This is a genomic window from Vibrio coralliilyticus ATCC BAA-450 (genome assembly GCF_000176135.1).
GTDB lineage: Bacteria > Pseudomonadota > Gammaproteobacteria > Enterobacterales > Vibrionaceae > Vibrio > Vibrio coralliilyticus.
Window position 1 is genome coordinate 58,029 of sequence record NZ_ACZN01000016.1, and the last position, 12,415, is coordinate 70,443.

12 protein-coding genes are annotated in these 12,415 nt (G+C 45.1%); 10 read left to right on the plus strand and 2 right to left on the minus strand.

From position 1 onward, the window contains the following. Nucleotides 1-6: 6 nt before the first annotated feature. The 6 genes from VIC_RS11465 (at nucleotide 7) to VIC_RS11490 (ending at nucleotide 6,765) form a co-directional block, all read left to right on the plus strand. The gene (locus tag VIC_RS11465; RefSeq protein ID WP_006959917.1) at nucleotides 7-651 is read left to right on the plus strand and encodes a chemotaxis protein CheD; all 645 of its coding nucleotides are present in this window, start codon (nucleotides 7-9) and stop codon (nucleotides 649-651) included. Further along, nucleotides 651-1,688, plus strand: coding sequence for a protein-glutamate methylesterase/protein-glutamine glutaminase (locus VIC_RS11470; protein WP_006959919.1), 1,038 nt, complete (start codon nucleotides 651-653; stop codon nucleotides 1,686-1,688). The genes VIC_RS11465 and VIC_RS11470 overlap by 1 nt, the downstream gene beginning before the upstream one ends. Before the next feature lie 33 nt (nucleotides 1,689-1,721). After that, nucleotides 1,722-2,891, plus strand: a complete 1,170-nt coding sequence (locus VIC_RS11475) for a methyl-accepting chemotaxis protein (RefSeq protein ID WP_006959921.1) — start codon at nucleotides 1,722-1,724, stop codon at nucleotides 2,889-2,891. Between the two features lie 64 nt (nucleotides 2,892-2,955). Continuing rightward, nucleotides 2,956-3,255: an STAS domain-containing protein gene (locus VIC_RS11480; RefSeq protein WP_006959923.1), complete on the plus strand. Its 300-nt coding sequence runs from the start codon at nucleotides 2,956-2,958 to the stop codon at nucleotides 3,253-3,255. 17 nt (nucleotides 3,256-3,272) lie between these two features. Next, on the plus strand, nucleotides 3,273-4,967 hold the full coding sequence (locus VIC_RS11485; protein ID WP_021457794.1) for an ATP-binding SpoIIE family protein phosphatase: 1,695 nt from the start codon (nucleotides 3,273-3,275) through the stop codon (nucleotides 4,965-4,967). Nucleotides 4,968-5,091: 124 nt separating this feature from the next. Next, the gene (locus tag VIC_RS11490) at nucleotides 5,092-6,765 is read left to right on the plus strand and encodes a DUF342 domain-containing protein (protein ID WP_006959928.1); all 1,674 of its coding nucleotides are present in this window, start codon (nucleotides 5,092-5,094) and stop codon (nucleotides 6,763-6,765) included. Between the two features lie 47 nt (nucleotides 6,766-6,812). On the opposite strand, the gene VIC_RS11495 is transcribed toward VIC_RS11490, so the two are convergent. Then, nucleotides 6,813-7,964 carry a multidrug effflux MFS transporter gene (locus tag VIC_RS11495; RefSeq protein WP_006959930.1) on the minus strand — a complete coding sequence of 384 codons (1,152 nt, stop codon included), beginning with the start codon at nucleotides 7,962-7,964 and terminating at the stop codon, nucleotides 6,813-6,815. A gap of 102 nt (nucleotides 7,965-8,066) precedes the next feature. On the opposite strand from VIC_RS11495, the gene VIC_RS11500 reads away from it, so the two are divergent. After that, nucleotides 8,067-8,843, plus strand: coding sequence for an AraC family transcriptional regulator (locus tag VIC_RS11500; RefSeq protein WP_006959932.1), 777 nt, complete (start codon nucleotides 8,067-8,069; stop codon nucleotides 8,841-8,843). A 103-nt stretch (nucleotides 8,844-8,946) separates the two neighbouring features. Beyond that, the gene (locus VIC_RS11505) at nucleotides 8,947-10,122 is read left to right on the plus strand and encodes a MalY/PatB family protein (RefSeq protein WP_006959934.1); all 1,176 of its coding nucleotides are present in this window, start codon (nucleotides 8,947-8,949) and stop codon (nucleotides 10,120-10,122) included. Nucleotides 10,123-10,152: 30 nt separating this feature from the next. Here VIC_RS11505 and VIC_RS11510 read toward each other — a convergent pair whose 3' ends face one another. After that, entirely contained in the window at nucleotides 10,153-10,737 is a 585-nt protein-coding gene (locus VIC_RS11510) for a TetR/AcrR family transcriptional regulator (RefSeq protein WP_006959936.1), read from the minus strand. A gap of 257 nt (nucleotides 10,738-10,994) precedes the next feature. Here VIC_RS11510 and VIC_RS11515 point away from each other — a divergent pair, with 257 nt between their 5' ends. Further along, nucleotides 10,995-11,543 (plus strand): carboxymuconolactone decarboxylase family protein, encoded by a 549-nt coding sequence (locus VIC_RS11515; protein WP_006959937.1) that lies wholly within the window; start codon nucleotides 10,995-10,997, stop codon nucleotides 11,541-11,543. Between the two features lie 97 nt (nucleotides 11,544-11,640). Next, nucleotides 11,641-12,297, plus strand: coding sequence for a haloacid dehalogenase type II (locus tag VIC_RS11520; protein ID WP_006959938.1), 657 nt, complete (start codon nucleotides 11,641-11,643; stop codon nucleotides 12,295-12,297). The last annotated feature ends 118 nt before the right edge of the window (nucleotides 12,298-12,415 follow it).

A 12,415-nucleotide genomic window follows, 5' to 3' on the forward strand; every position in this document is an offset into this window, starting at 1 on the left:
GCAGTTATGATTGGGTTAAAGACCGGAAAGCCAAAGTACGAAAATAGCCACTTTAATCGTTTTTATCACCCTCAAAAAGAGAAGCACATGATCAAAGTGTTTCCTGGAGGGCTTTACTGTACCCATGAGGATGAGTTGATTGCAACGGGGTTAGGGTCATGTATCGCGGCTTGTGTTTGGGATGATTATGCAGCGATAGGTGGTATGAATCACTTTTTGTTGCCATTCCATAACCATTCGGAAATTAACTCGTGGCGTCCAGATGAAGTCGTATCTACGGCATCGCGTTACGGTAGCCATGCAATGGAAATGCTGATTAATACCCTAATTTCTCAGGGTGCAAGACGTTCGTCACTCAAAGTTAAACTGTTCGGTGGGGCACAGATGTTGGGTCGACACTCTATGATTGGGGAAAAAAACATCGCGTTTATCCTTAACTATGTTGAGCAGGAAAACTTGCCAGTCGTCGCTCAAGATTTAGGGGGCGTTGACCCACGCAAAATTATATTTAACCCGCTAACAGGGCAAGCTTGGTTGAAACGCATTCCTTACACTGAAATTCATCACTTGCAACAAGAAGAAGATAAGTACGCCAGTCAGTTGGATAAAGAAAGTCATCGTCCTCATGATGACGATGTGGAGCTGTTCTGATGAAGAAAATTAAAGTACTCGTGGTTGATGATTCTCCGGTTTTCAGAGCCTTACTTGCTCAATTGATCAATTCCGATCCCGAGCTTGAAGTTGTAGCGATGGCAGAGGATCCGTATCAGGCTAGAGATCTGATCAAGATTCACAATCCTGATGTACTGACGTTAGACATTGAAATGCCAAAAATGAATGGGGTGCAATTTCTGAAAAACCTCATGCGTTTGCGTCCAATGCCTGTCGTGATGATATCGACCCTTACTCAGCATGGGGCTGAGCCAACCCTGACGGCATTGGAACTTGGGGCTGTGGACTATTTCCCTAAGCCAGCGGTGGATAACACGGGAGATATGGTCAATTACAAAGATCATATTAATGACAAGATAAAAATGGCTGCGGGCGCTAACGTTTTTCAGGATAGAACTAAACATGCGCCTTCACAGACAATTGCTCCTAATAACTTAAGAACCAAAGTTGAAGTGATTGCGATAGGTGCCTCGACAGGTGGAACAGAAGCAGTCAGGCAAGTGTTGTCTGCTCTGCCTTCAGGGTTGCCACCGATTGTCATAACGCAGCACATTAGCGCTATGTTCAGTGCGTCTTTTGCCCAGCGTCTCAATGACAACAGCGATATTCAGGTTAAGGAGTTGTCGGCGAGCAAAGCCCCATTAGTCAATGGATGCGCGTATGTTGCTCCGGGAGATAAACATTTAGTCGTCATTAAGCGTGGCCAACATTTGTATTGCCAACTGGATGATCGTCCAACAGTGAACCGACACAAACCATCGGTCGATGTGATGTTTGATACTGTTGCAGAAACGGTCGGAAAGAATGCCATCGGCGTCATCTTGACTGGTATGGGGCAAGATGGAGCGCGAGGAATGCTTAAGATGAGAGAAGAAGGGGCAATGACGATCGCTCAGGACAAAGCTTCTTCCGTTGTTTGGGGAATGCCGCGAGTTGCGGTTGAAATGAACGCTGCGCAACAAGTGCTGAGTCTTAAACAGATACCTCAGCAGATATGTGATTGTCTAAAGAAATAAGCGCCTGTGCGGGCACAACGTCAGGGATGTACTATGAATAAAATAACAATGACCCCAAAAATCCGCTACGCCCTTGCTATAGGGACGCAGATTGTATTGCTTGCTATCGGGATGACGTTGTCATCGTCGATTGCGCATGTCGCTGTTATGGTGCTTGCGGCGGCTATACCATGGTTTGTTTTCCCTAGAGAGGCTTCTACGCCAAATAAGTCTGAGTTAACTCAGTTCCGTGAAAAGTCATCTCAGGACGAAAAACAGATCAGCCTACATGTCAGTGAAATATTGAAAAAAATATCCCTACAATTAAATGAACCTTTAGATCATCAACATGGTGTTGTTGATGAATCTGCAGAGACGCTAAATGAAAGCTTCTTTGAGTTGCAGAAGTTAGCAGAGGGACAAAATGCAATTGCTGAAGAGCTAGTGAGTAACATTATGGGTAATAAAGATAATGCCTACGATATTACCCAGGTCTTGCCCAAAACAGAGACCATCATTCGCCAGTTCGTTGACACACTCATTAATATCTCTGAGAAGAGCATTTCCGCAGTACATAGTATTCATGACATGTCCGATAAGTTGGATGCGGTGTTTAAATTGTTAGCGCAAGTTCGTGGCCTATCCGAACAAACCAACCTGCTCGCTTTGAATGCTGCGATTGAAGCAGCACGTGCTGGGGAGGCTGGGAGAGGTTTTGCTGTTGTGGCGCAAGAAGTAAGAAACCTTTCTGTAAAAGCAGAAGAGCTTAACTGCGAAATAGAGAAGGAAATTAATGTCGCTCAGGATACGGTCAAAGAAGCGAATAAAACAGTTGGGGAGATGGCATCAATCGATATGACGGAAGCGATAGAGTCTAAGGAAAAAGTGGATGATATGCTTCAGGGTGTCAAAGCGGCTAATGCTGTCGTTGAACAGGAAGTTCAGAAAATCAAATCCATTGGGGTCACGCTGCACACACGTGTTGGTGACGGTATTCGGGCGTTACAGTTTACAGACATCATTGTCCAACAGGGTGATTACGCCAAGATCAGTGTTGATTTCCTCGATCAGGTAACTGAAATACTGGTAGCTCATGCCAATGGCAGCTTAGACCCTGACGAGATGAAACAGGCTGTGGCAGATCTGAAATCAAATATAGAACATCGCGGGGCTCCTGCTGCTTCTCAGGAAAGTATTGAAGAAGGAGAGGTAGAGCTATTTTAATGGGTCATGCGTATACATATTGTCGTGAAGGCGGTGCAGTCTTCGTTGTTGAAAAGGAAATATTATGTCGGTAGAAGCTGAAGTTGATTCAAATTCCAAGCAAGTAACGATCTTAATTGAAGGGGCTTTTGGATTTAATCTAGTCCAAGAGTTCCGTCGTTGTTATTCAGATAAGAAGGATTTTCGTTTTACCATCGATTTACGGAAAGTCGATTATATAGATAGTGCAGGGCTAGGTATGCTGCTTAATATGCACAACTATCTTGAGCAGGATGACGGGATGATCCGGATTACCAATACCTTGCCACAGGTGCGAAAGATACTGACCATTTCTCGTTTTGATAAGAAGTTTTCTATCGAATAGCGGTTAAGGAGGGTCGTATGCATGTCATGATAATTGACGACCACGCTACGAATCGAGAATTGTGTCGATTCATGCTCAGCGAAATGGCGCAAGAAGTCACGACGTTCGAGAATGGTGAAGGGGTCGTGGAGGCAATGCTCAAGATGCCGTCTCTGCCAGATGTCATCTTGTTGGATGTAATGATGCCAGTGAAGGATGGCTTTACGACAGCACAGGAAATTCGTGATGCGTTCCCTAATCTTCATATGCCGATCATCTTTCTCACTGTACTGGATGATCACGATTCGTTCGAGCGATGCCTGACGTTAGGTGAAGACTTTATTCCTAAGCCCGTTGAGAGAAGTGTGCTAGTGGCGAAAGTTCAAGCTCACTATCGAGTTGTAAAGATGCACAATGAGGTGAAGGAACATCGTGATGAGCTAAGTAAGTTTCACGAGCAAGTTCGCTACGACTATGCGATCGCGGAGTCGATTTTCTCCAATTTAATGGATGAAATGAGTTCTCAAGTGAAAAGCATTTATGGCATCAACTACATTTCTACCCCATCAACTGTTTTCAACGGAGACTTGATCGTTGTGGCAAACCGGCCGCATGGGGGAGTATACGTGATGATCGCGGATGCTACGGGCCACGGCCTTCCGGCTGCTATTTCGGCTATTCCTGCAACCCGAGCGTTCTTCTCTATGGCTTCTAAAGGTCTTTCTTTGGGAGAGATTGTTCGCGAGCTCAATGACGTATTGGTACGTTTCTTACCCATGGGGATGATGTTGGCGGCAAGCGTGTTTGAAATTCGTGCTAACGGGTTTGAAGTTTCTTGGTGGGGCGGTGGACTACCTGATGGTTATCTATTGGATAAAGATGGCTCGATCAGCCGAAAACTGGTTTCCACGCACATGCCGCTTGGTGTTTTGAAATCTCATGAGTTTGAATCGGATCTAGTGCACTTCAAAATGGAGCCAGACCAAAAAATCCTCTGCTACACCGATGGTGTGATAGAAGCTGAAAATGGGCTTGGAGAGCAATTCGGTCAAGAGCGTTTGGAAGAGGCATTAACGTCTGGGAGAGCGATGATCCCAACGCTGTTTGAGTCGGTGAGAAAGTTTGCCAATCGTAATGTGGGTGATGACTTGTCTATTTTGGCTATGGAGTTTCCGATTTCAAACAGCAACGATAAAGTGGTGCAGCAAAGCAGCTTTTATCTTAGCAAAACTCCGGCACAGTCAAAGATGCGTTTCCCAGCATCTGTGCTTAAGTCAGTGACGGTGATGAGTGAAGTCAGACAGTTTCTGACAGGTGTGATGACAGGGCCACATTTAGATTTGGTCTGTTCAGTGTTGTCTGAGCTGTTTGCTAACGCGATTGAGCATGGGTTATTGCATTTAGACTCGAAGATCAAGGAAGAGCCCGATGGCTTCTTCACCTTCTATCAGCTGCGCGAAGAGAAGCTTAAAGAACTGTCTGAAGAGCTTTGGGTTACGTTATTTATCGATTATAAGCCAGAACAAAAACAGCTGGTCTTAGAGCTGGAACATAATGGTGTTGGATTCGATTACAACAAGTTAAAGCAAAGTATTGATAAATCTTTGACGCATGGACGAGGGATCGTATTAGCTTCAGAACTATGTGATTCACTGGACTATTCGAAACAAGGAAAATGTGTGACGGCGGTATACAGCCTAGATGCTAAACACCATTTCCCGAGCTCAGCTTAATCATATTTACAGTGTAAAAGCCCTTGAGAAGTGACCTAAGCCTTACTTTGTCACAAATTTAATACTGTATTTCACGAGGATTATATAAACTAAAGTTATAGGGACTGGATGAAGTAGGCTGTAAATGTGGGACAAGTTAGTCAGCTTATCTGATGATAATCAACAGGTTATTGCTAAATTGCGACCAGATATGAATATCGATGGTCGCTTTGACAGCAAAGGTGTTGAAGAAGCGATTGCGGGCATCGGTGCGACCGATTTTTGCGTATTGAATGATGAAATTACTCGATTCATTAACTGTGCAAAAGAAGGCAAAAGCGAAGCTTTGGTTGGCATTGCTATCGCGGAAATCAGAGATGCTGTGGTTGAAGTCGTTTTATCGGATCACGATATGTTAGCCAGTATGGTAGTCACTGGTGCTTATCGCGGTTCGCCGCTTAAAGGGCCTCAGATTGTACACGCATTAGCCCAAGCTCACGTCACTAAAGGAATCAACAAATTAGCACTGAAAAAAGTGTTAATGATGAGCCATCAACTCAAACCGGGTGAGACCTTTACCCAACCTGTCGCCAAAGGCAAAAACCCTGTTCAGGGACAAGATGCAAAGTTTATCCCACTGGTCAAAGACATCACTAAGCAAGTTCTGGCTCCTTCACAAGACGCAGATGGCAAAGTCGATATGTTGGATCTCGGTGAAACGGTCACCGTAGAAGCGAAAGCTCGGTTGATGAAGCGCATCCCCGCGACTAAAGGGACACCTGGTATCACAGTGCAGGGGAAGCCTATTCCACCCAAGCCTGGCAATGATGCGATGCTGAAAGAATCGAAGGGTTCAGAAATCTCATCTGAGGATCCCAATCTCCTTGTCGCTGCAGTTTCCGGTATGCCTATGATCAAAGAGCGTACAGTCGAAGTGGAAGACGCGCTTTGCTTGCCTGCAATTGGTGTCGCTACCGGGCATGTAAAATTCAAAGGCAATGTAATCGTCACTGGAAACATTGAGTCCGATATGATGGTTCGTGCAACTGGAAACTTAACCGTTGGTGGTTTTATCGAATCGGCAGATGTACAGGCACAAGGCGACATAGATGTGGCTAAAGGTATCATCGGTCATAACGTTTCTGAAGACCAAGCGAAAAGTTGTCATGTAAAAGCGGGTGGCTCTATTACAGCAAATTACGCGCAATTCTCAGAACTTCAGGCTGCTGAAAATATCAATCTTTCAGTCCACTGTATGAACAACGAAATTCGCTGTGGTAAAGATTTAACCGTCTCTGATGCCGCCGAGAAGCAGGGAACTTTAAGTGGTGGCCACGCAAAAGTAGGTGGGAAGGTGACGTGCGTTAACCTAGGTGTTGAAGGTGATACTGCAACTTACATCAATGCGTTTGCGCGTTATCAGAACTTCAAAGAGCGCCAGCAAAAATACAAAGAGCAATATAAGCTTGCCCAAGAAGCGACTATGGATGTGGTTCGTCGGGAGCTGGAATTTAAGAAAACACCGAAAGCAGAACGCAGCGAAGAAGAAGCAGAAAACATTGAGAAACTTAAACTTGAATCCAATGCACGTCTAGAAAAAGTGAAAATGGCGCGAGACAAACATGAGTTAGAGTTTGAACAAGCGCTTGAAGACAACATCGTAGATGTGAAAAACAAAGTTTATACCCATGTTACGGTTCAATACGGTGAAGAAAAAGTTATCACCAAGCGAGTGCATGGTACGAGTACGTTTTCCTTTAACCAGTACGAAATTAAATGTGCTGCCGCTATGGATGAAGAGGCGCTTGAACAGGAGTAACTCAGGCGGATTTGATAGAAAAACAGCCAGCATTATGCTGGCTGTTTTTATTTTCTGAGTGCAGCGAATAAGTTCTGGTTACGATGCTTGGTAGCGTAGGTTACTAGAGCGATGACTGCACAAGACATTAAGACCTTTCCAAGATCTTGTATTTGCCCAGCGATAGCCAGACCAATACCTATCTGTAGGTAGTAGATAAGCCCGAGAATCGCGCCGCCGCTGCCTGCATGTTGCTTGTAATCTTTTAGTGCTGCGCTGATTACATTGGGAATCGCGATACCAAATGCCATTACGACCAACATCATTGCGAGAACAAAGTAGATACTGTTCAGAGTCAGATAGATACTTATGCTCCCTAAGCATAGCAATGAAAGGGCTAGGCCAATCAGAGTTGATGGCTGCGTATGCTTGTTTAGCAGGTATTTATTACAGTAGCTGCCAATCATTGTACCAATCCCTAAAGCGATGCCGCTGTAGCCAAATTGGGCAGAGCTATAGCCAAGCTTAGCAAAGGCGAATGCGCCCAGTTGGTAATAGGAAAACAGCGCGATATTGAAGACTGCAATCAAGATGGTGGAGTACCATATATGGCCATCTTTGAGCATCCTCCAGCCTAGCTGGTGGAGATTAAGTGGCGTCTTCGATTGCTGTGTTTCTGGTAACCTGAAGAGGTTGTAGAACAGTAGTAGGATCGCCATGCTAAACAGAGCAGAAAATACGTAGGTGTGTCCACCAGCTTGAGCAAGCTGTCCACCTATGGCCATTCCTATTACGGGACTGATCGCGATTCCCATACCCATCAGCCCAAACACTTTAGCCAGAGCTTCTCCGTCAAATACATCTCTCAATATCGTTTGAGTGACCACCGAGCCAACGGCAATGCCAAATGCGCTGGCAATTCGCGCAGCAATCAGATACTCAAACTGGTCGGTAAGCATTGCGACTAAAGCGGATAAGCCGTAAACCGCAATACCTGCTAGCATTGCTGGCCGTCGGCCCCATTTATCCGCAGCTACCCCCCAAAACACAACGCCTAGTGCAAATGCGATGAAATAGACAGATAACGTTTGCGAAGCTTGCGAATCCGTGACTGAAAAGGCCTCGGCGATCGAGTGGAGTGCTGGGCTGTAAATCGTTTCCACGATCTGCGGAAACATGAGCATTACGAACATCAGCCTGAGTGAAGGCTTGTGCTTCATGATACGTCCTCAATAAATTTAACTTGAGACGCAGTATAAGGAGCACTACTATTTTTCTATTAACGATAATAATACAAAAAACATCAAAATAAGGACAATGGTGTGCTGATCGATGAACATTCTGTGATAGATCCCGACAGTGTTAATTCTAAAGTGGTGGGCATTGCGGCTGATCTTGGCAGACACGACTCCGGCTTACACAAACACCAAAAAGGACAGTTGCTATATGCGCCAAAAGGCTGCATGAATTTCGCGTTGTCGGACTCTATTTGTATCCTTCCTCCCACGAAGGCAGTTTGGATTCCACCAAACACAATACATCGTGCTTTTATGACCAATGTTGTGGCATACCGCTCGTTGTATTTTGATTGTGACGCTTTCTCTTGCCCTGAAGCGATTACCATTATTGAAGTCAGTGAGTTACTGAAAGCACTGATTAACAAGATGGCTTTCTGGCCTATAGACAAACCTGAATCGGGAATGACCAACTACACCGCTCTGTTTTGGGAAGAGTTTAGTCAAAGCAAAACATACTCTTACGAGTTGCCACTGCCCACAGACCGGAGATTGAATGGGTTCCGTCGTCAAGTCTCGGATGAAGCCTTTCTCGCACCAGATTTGGTGACGTTAGCTAACTCTGCGGGAGCCAGTCCTAAAACCATTACTCGGATCTTCAAGGCCGAAACGGGTATGTCTTATCAGGAGTGGAAGCAGCAATGGCGAACCCTAAAAGCCATCGAGCTTCTGTGCCGTGAACGTCAGGTTAGTGATGTCGCGCACTTGCTAGAATTTTCTTCCGACAGCGCCTTTATCGCGTTTTTTAAGAAACAAATTGGGCAAACACCGCTGAACTTCATGAAATGTAACGCGTTTCCATAATGTTCAAAATATGTCTGAAATGTCCCAATTATTTTCGTCTTTCGCCGTTTTATGTCGTCTAAGGTTAGGAACAGTACATTAAATGACCCTCAGGCGAGTAGCTATGTTTACGACAAAACCGCAAAGAAACGATATTTCAGACAAATTTATCAAGCACGACAGCAAGATACTTCAGCAGATATACGGGACTGATGATGTGTTGCCTTATTGGGTAGCGGATATGGACTTCCCTGTTGCTCACCCGATCACTCAAGCTTTGGCTCGGATCGTTGAACGTGAGAGATACGCTTATGAATTTGACTCAGAAAGTGTGTTTAAAGCCATTTCTGACTGGAATAAGCAGCGCCATGGTTTGGATCTTAACCCAAGTTACTTTGTGCAAGTGCCAGGAATACTGAGCGCGATTGCATTGATGATCCGTGAGTGGTCTAACAAAGGCGATGGTGTGCTTATTCAGGTACCTGTCTATCACCAATTTAGAAGGCTGATTGAGTCTGCTGGACGCAAAGTGGTTGCTAACCCGCTTGCATTAGAAGATGGCCAATATCAGCCGGATTTCGACGACTTTGAAGCTAAATTGAGAGAGGACAACGTCAAAATTGTTCTGCTCTGTAACCCTCATAATCCAGTCGGACGCGTTTGGACTCAGGATGAGTTAGCGAAGCTGGTGGCGATTGCGGCCAAGTACAATGTTATGGTGATCAGTGATGAGATTCATGCCGACATCGTTTTTGAAGGCCATCAATTCAACAGTATTCTCACCCAAAACTACGATAACGTTGTGTCGATCATTGGCTCGCCAGCAAAGAACTTCGGTCTGAACAGTATTGCTAATGGTTATCTTTATACAGAAGACCAAGCACTGCTCGAAGAGATTAAGTCCACGGTGGCCTCAATGGCATTGGATCACGGTAATACGTTGACCAATTACGCCACCATTGCTGCATACATTCATGGTCAGGCTTGGTTTGAGGGGTTTCTCGCTTATACACAAAATACCATCGACTGGGTTGAGGCTTACATTGGGCAAAACCTACCACAAATAAAAATGTTTAAACCGCAAGGAACGAACCAGATCTGGCTCGACTTTTCTGGGCTCGATCTAGAGCCCGAAGCACTGAAAAGTCTGTTGTTCACACAAGCGAAAATGGGGCTGACACCTGGTGGATGGTTTGGGGAGAAGAATCCCAGCTTCTATCGAATGAACATTGCGTCGCCATTGGAACAGATCGAGAAATCGTTCCACGCATTATCAGCGGCGATAAAAGAAGTGAGTTAGCAAAGTAAGAGGAGGCATTGCCTCCTCTCATTAGAAGGGGTAATGACCGAACATATCGTCGATCAGTGATTCCAAAAGTTCAGGGTTGTTGTTGGCTTTCCCATAGGTTCTCAGACCTGCGATCTGGATCTGAACGTGACTGGCGAGTCGCTGAGTGTCTTTATCTGCACTTAATTCCCCCTGTTGCTGAGCTTGTTGCAGTACTAATTCAAACTGACGCTCCATTAATCTTAAAGAGTGTCTGGCCTCATCCAGTAAATCTTGGTTAGCTTCGGTAAGCTCAGCAACGGATTTTGCCAGCATACACATGCCATCTGGTGCGCCTTTTTGCGATTGTAAAACAAGATGTTTAACGAAAGCCTTGAGTGCTGCTAGGGGAGAGTCGTTTTGGGACTTGAACTGCTCTAGTTTCGATATACCCATTTGGGTGTAATGACTTAACGCTTGTTTAAATAGTTCTTCTTTACTGCCGAATGCCGCGTAAATACTGCCCGGACGCATATCAATCACTTCCTGAAGGTGGCGCATTGATGTGGCATGGAAGCCTTTTTCCCAATATAAATGGGTGGCTTTATCGATGACTTGCTGACGGTCGAATTTGGCAGCATTCCCCATAATTGTTCTCTGGTTATTTTGAACGATAGTTCAAATTATAGTTTTTTCCCTCGCAAGGGTAAAGTAATCAGGACAACTGTCGTCTTCCTATCCTGCTGCCTTCCAGTTAATCCACAGTTTAAATATGACTCTGTAATTATTTGAACGAGTGTTCAAAATTAAACTTGAACAGTCGTTCAAGTGATTCTATAGTAAACATCGAAATACGAGGAAGGGGTTCCTTCTCTGAATTAACGTGAATATGGCAGGACATCATTATGAGTGAATTCAAATTACACAGTGTGGAAAGTGCGCCAGAGGCTAGTAAAGCGATTCTAGAAGGTGCTCAGCAACGCATGGGACGCATTCCTGGGCTTTATTCTGTTATGGCGGAATCGCCAGAACTGTTGCAGAGCTACACGCAGCTCCATCAATCTTTCACTAGTACCTCATTTGATGAGGAAGAGCTGACCGTTGTGTGGCAGACCATTAACGTTGAGCATGAATGCCACTACTGTGTGCCGGCCCATACTGCCATTGCCCATTCAATGAAAGTTGATCCTGCATTAACTGAAGCGTTGCGAAATGGTCAAGCGATGCCTACAGAGAAGCTTCAGGCGCTCCATGACTTTACCTTGAGTGTGGTTCGAGGCCGAGGAAATGTATCTGAACAAGAACTATCGGCATTTTTTGCAGCTGGTTATGGTCAAAAGCATGTACTTGAAGTGATTCTTGGCTTGTCTCAAAAGGTCATTAGCAATTACGTTAATCGCATCGCTCAGACGCCAGTCGATGCCATGTTTGAAGCTTACGCCTGGAAAAAATAGTCGAGTTGCAGGGTGGCACAAATCAGATTATTTGCCGCCAGTGACCTATAGTTATCAATGCTCACTAAGACGTGAGCATTGTTATAAGGAGCGTGCAGTGAGTAAGACATTTGCCTTCGATGTGTATGGCACTTTGATTAATACCCATGGTTTGATCGCTTTGCTAGAAGACTGGATTGGAGATAAGGCATCAGCATTTAGCCAGACTTGGCGTGACAAACAGCTGGAATACTCTTTTCGTCGCGGCTTGATGAAAACGTATCAACCGTTTTCAGTGTGTACTCAACACGCTTTAGATTACAGCTGTGATTACCACAACGTTGAGTTGTCTGATGAACAAAAAACACGACTGTTAGAAGGGTATCTGAGCCTGCCCGCTTTTGGAGATGTGGCCGAGGCACTTAAGCGCCTCAAGGCAGCGGGTCATCGACTTTTTGCTTTCTCCAATGGCGAAACTCAAGCCGTCAATACACTGCTTGACCGAGCGGAATTGCATGCGTTTTTTGATGGTGTCATTAGCTGCGAAGATATCGAAACTTTTAAACCTAATCCAGATGTGTATCAGTATCTGATTGATTGTACGGGTGCTTTTAATGTCTGGCTGGTATCGAGTAATCCATTTGATATTCTCGGTGCAATGTCATCGGGCATCCAGTCTGTGTGGGTTAAGCGTAGCGAGGAAGCGTTGTTTGACCCTTGGGGCATTGAACCTACCCGTACCATTTCTACACTTGAACAACTCACTACGGATTAACATCGCAGGGTGCATGAGTCTCGCATGCACCTCCCGCTTCTCTTGTCGCTGTAAATACAATCTCGTTTGTAGTCTGCTGGTCAACCAATCTCTACACTGGCCATTACGACCGACAATG

Coding starts and splice junctions, on each gene's coding strand:
- VIC_RS11465 (WP_006959917.1), top strand. CDS start 7: ATGATTGGGTTAAAGACCGGAAAGCCAAAGTACGAAAATAGCCACTTT.
- VIC_RS11470 (WP_006959919.1), top strand. CDS start 651: ATGAAGAAAATTAAAGTACTCGTGGTTGATGATTCTCCGGTTTTCAGA.
- VIC_RS11475 (WP_006959921.1), top strand. CDS start 1,722: ATGAATAAAATAACAATGACCCCAAAAATCCGCTACGCCCTTGCTATA.
- VIC_RS11480 (WP_006959923.1), top strand. CDS start 2,956: ATGTCGGTAGAAGCTGAAGTTGATTCAAATTCCAAGCAAGTAACGATC.
- VIC_RS11485 (WP_021457794.1), top strand. CDS start 3,273: ATGCATGTCATGATAATTGACGACCACGCTACGAATCGAGAATTGTGT.
- VIC_RS11490 (WP_006959928.1), top strand. CDS start 5,092: ATGTGGGACAAGTTAGTCAGCTTATCTGATGATAATCAACAGGTTATT.
- VIC_RS11495 (WP_006959930.1), bottom strand. CDS start 7,964: ATGAAGCACAAGCCTTCACTCAGGCTGATGTTCGTAATGCTCATGTTT.
- VIC_RS11505 (WP_006959934.1), top strand. CDS start 8,947: ATGTTTACGACAAAACCGCAAAGAAACGATATTTCAGACAAATTTATC.
- VIC_RS11510 (WP_006959936.1), bottom strand. CDS start 10,737: ATGGGGAATGCTGCCAAATTCGACCGTCAGCAAGTCATCGATAAAGCC.
- VIC_RS11515 (WP_006959937.1), top strand. CDS start 10,995: ATGAGTGAATTCAAATTACACAGTGTGGAAAGTGCGCCAGAGGCTAGT.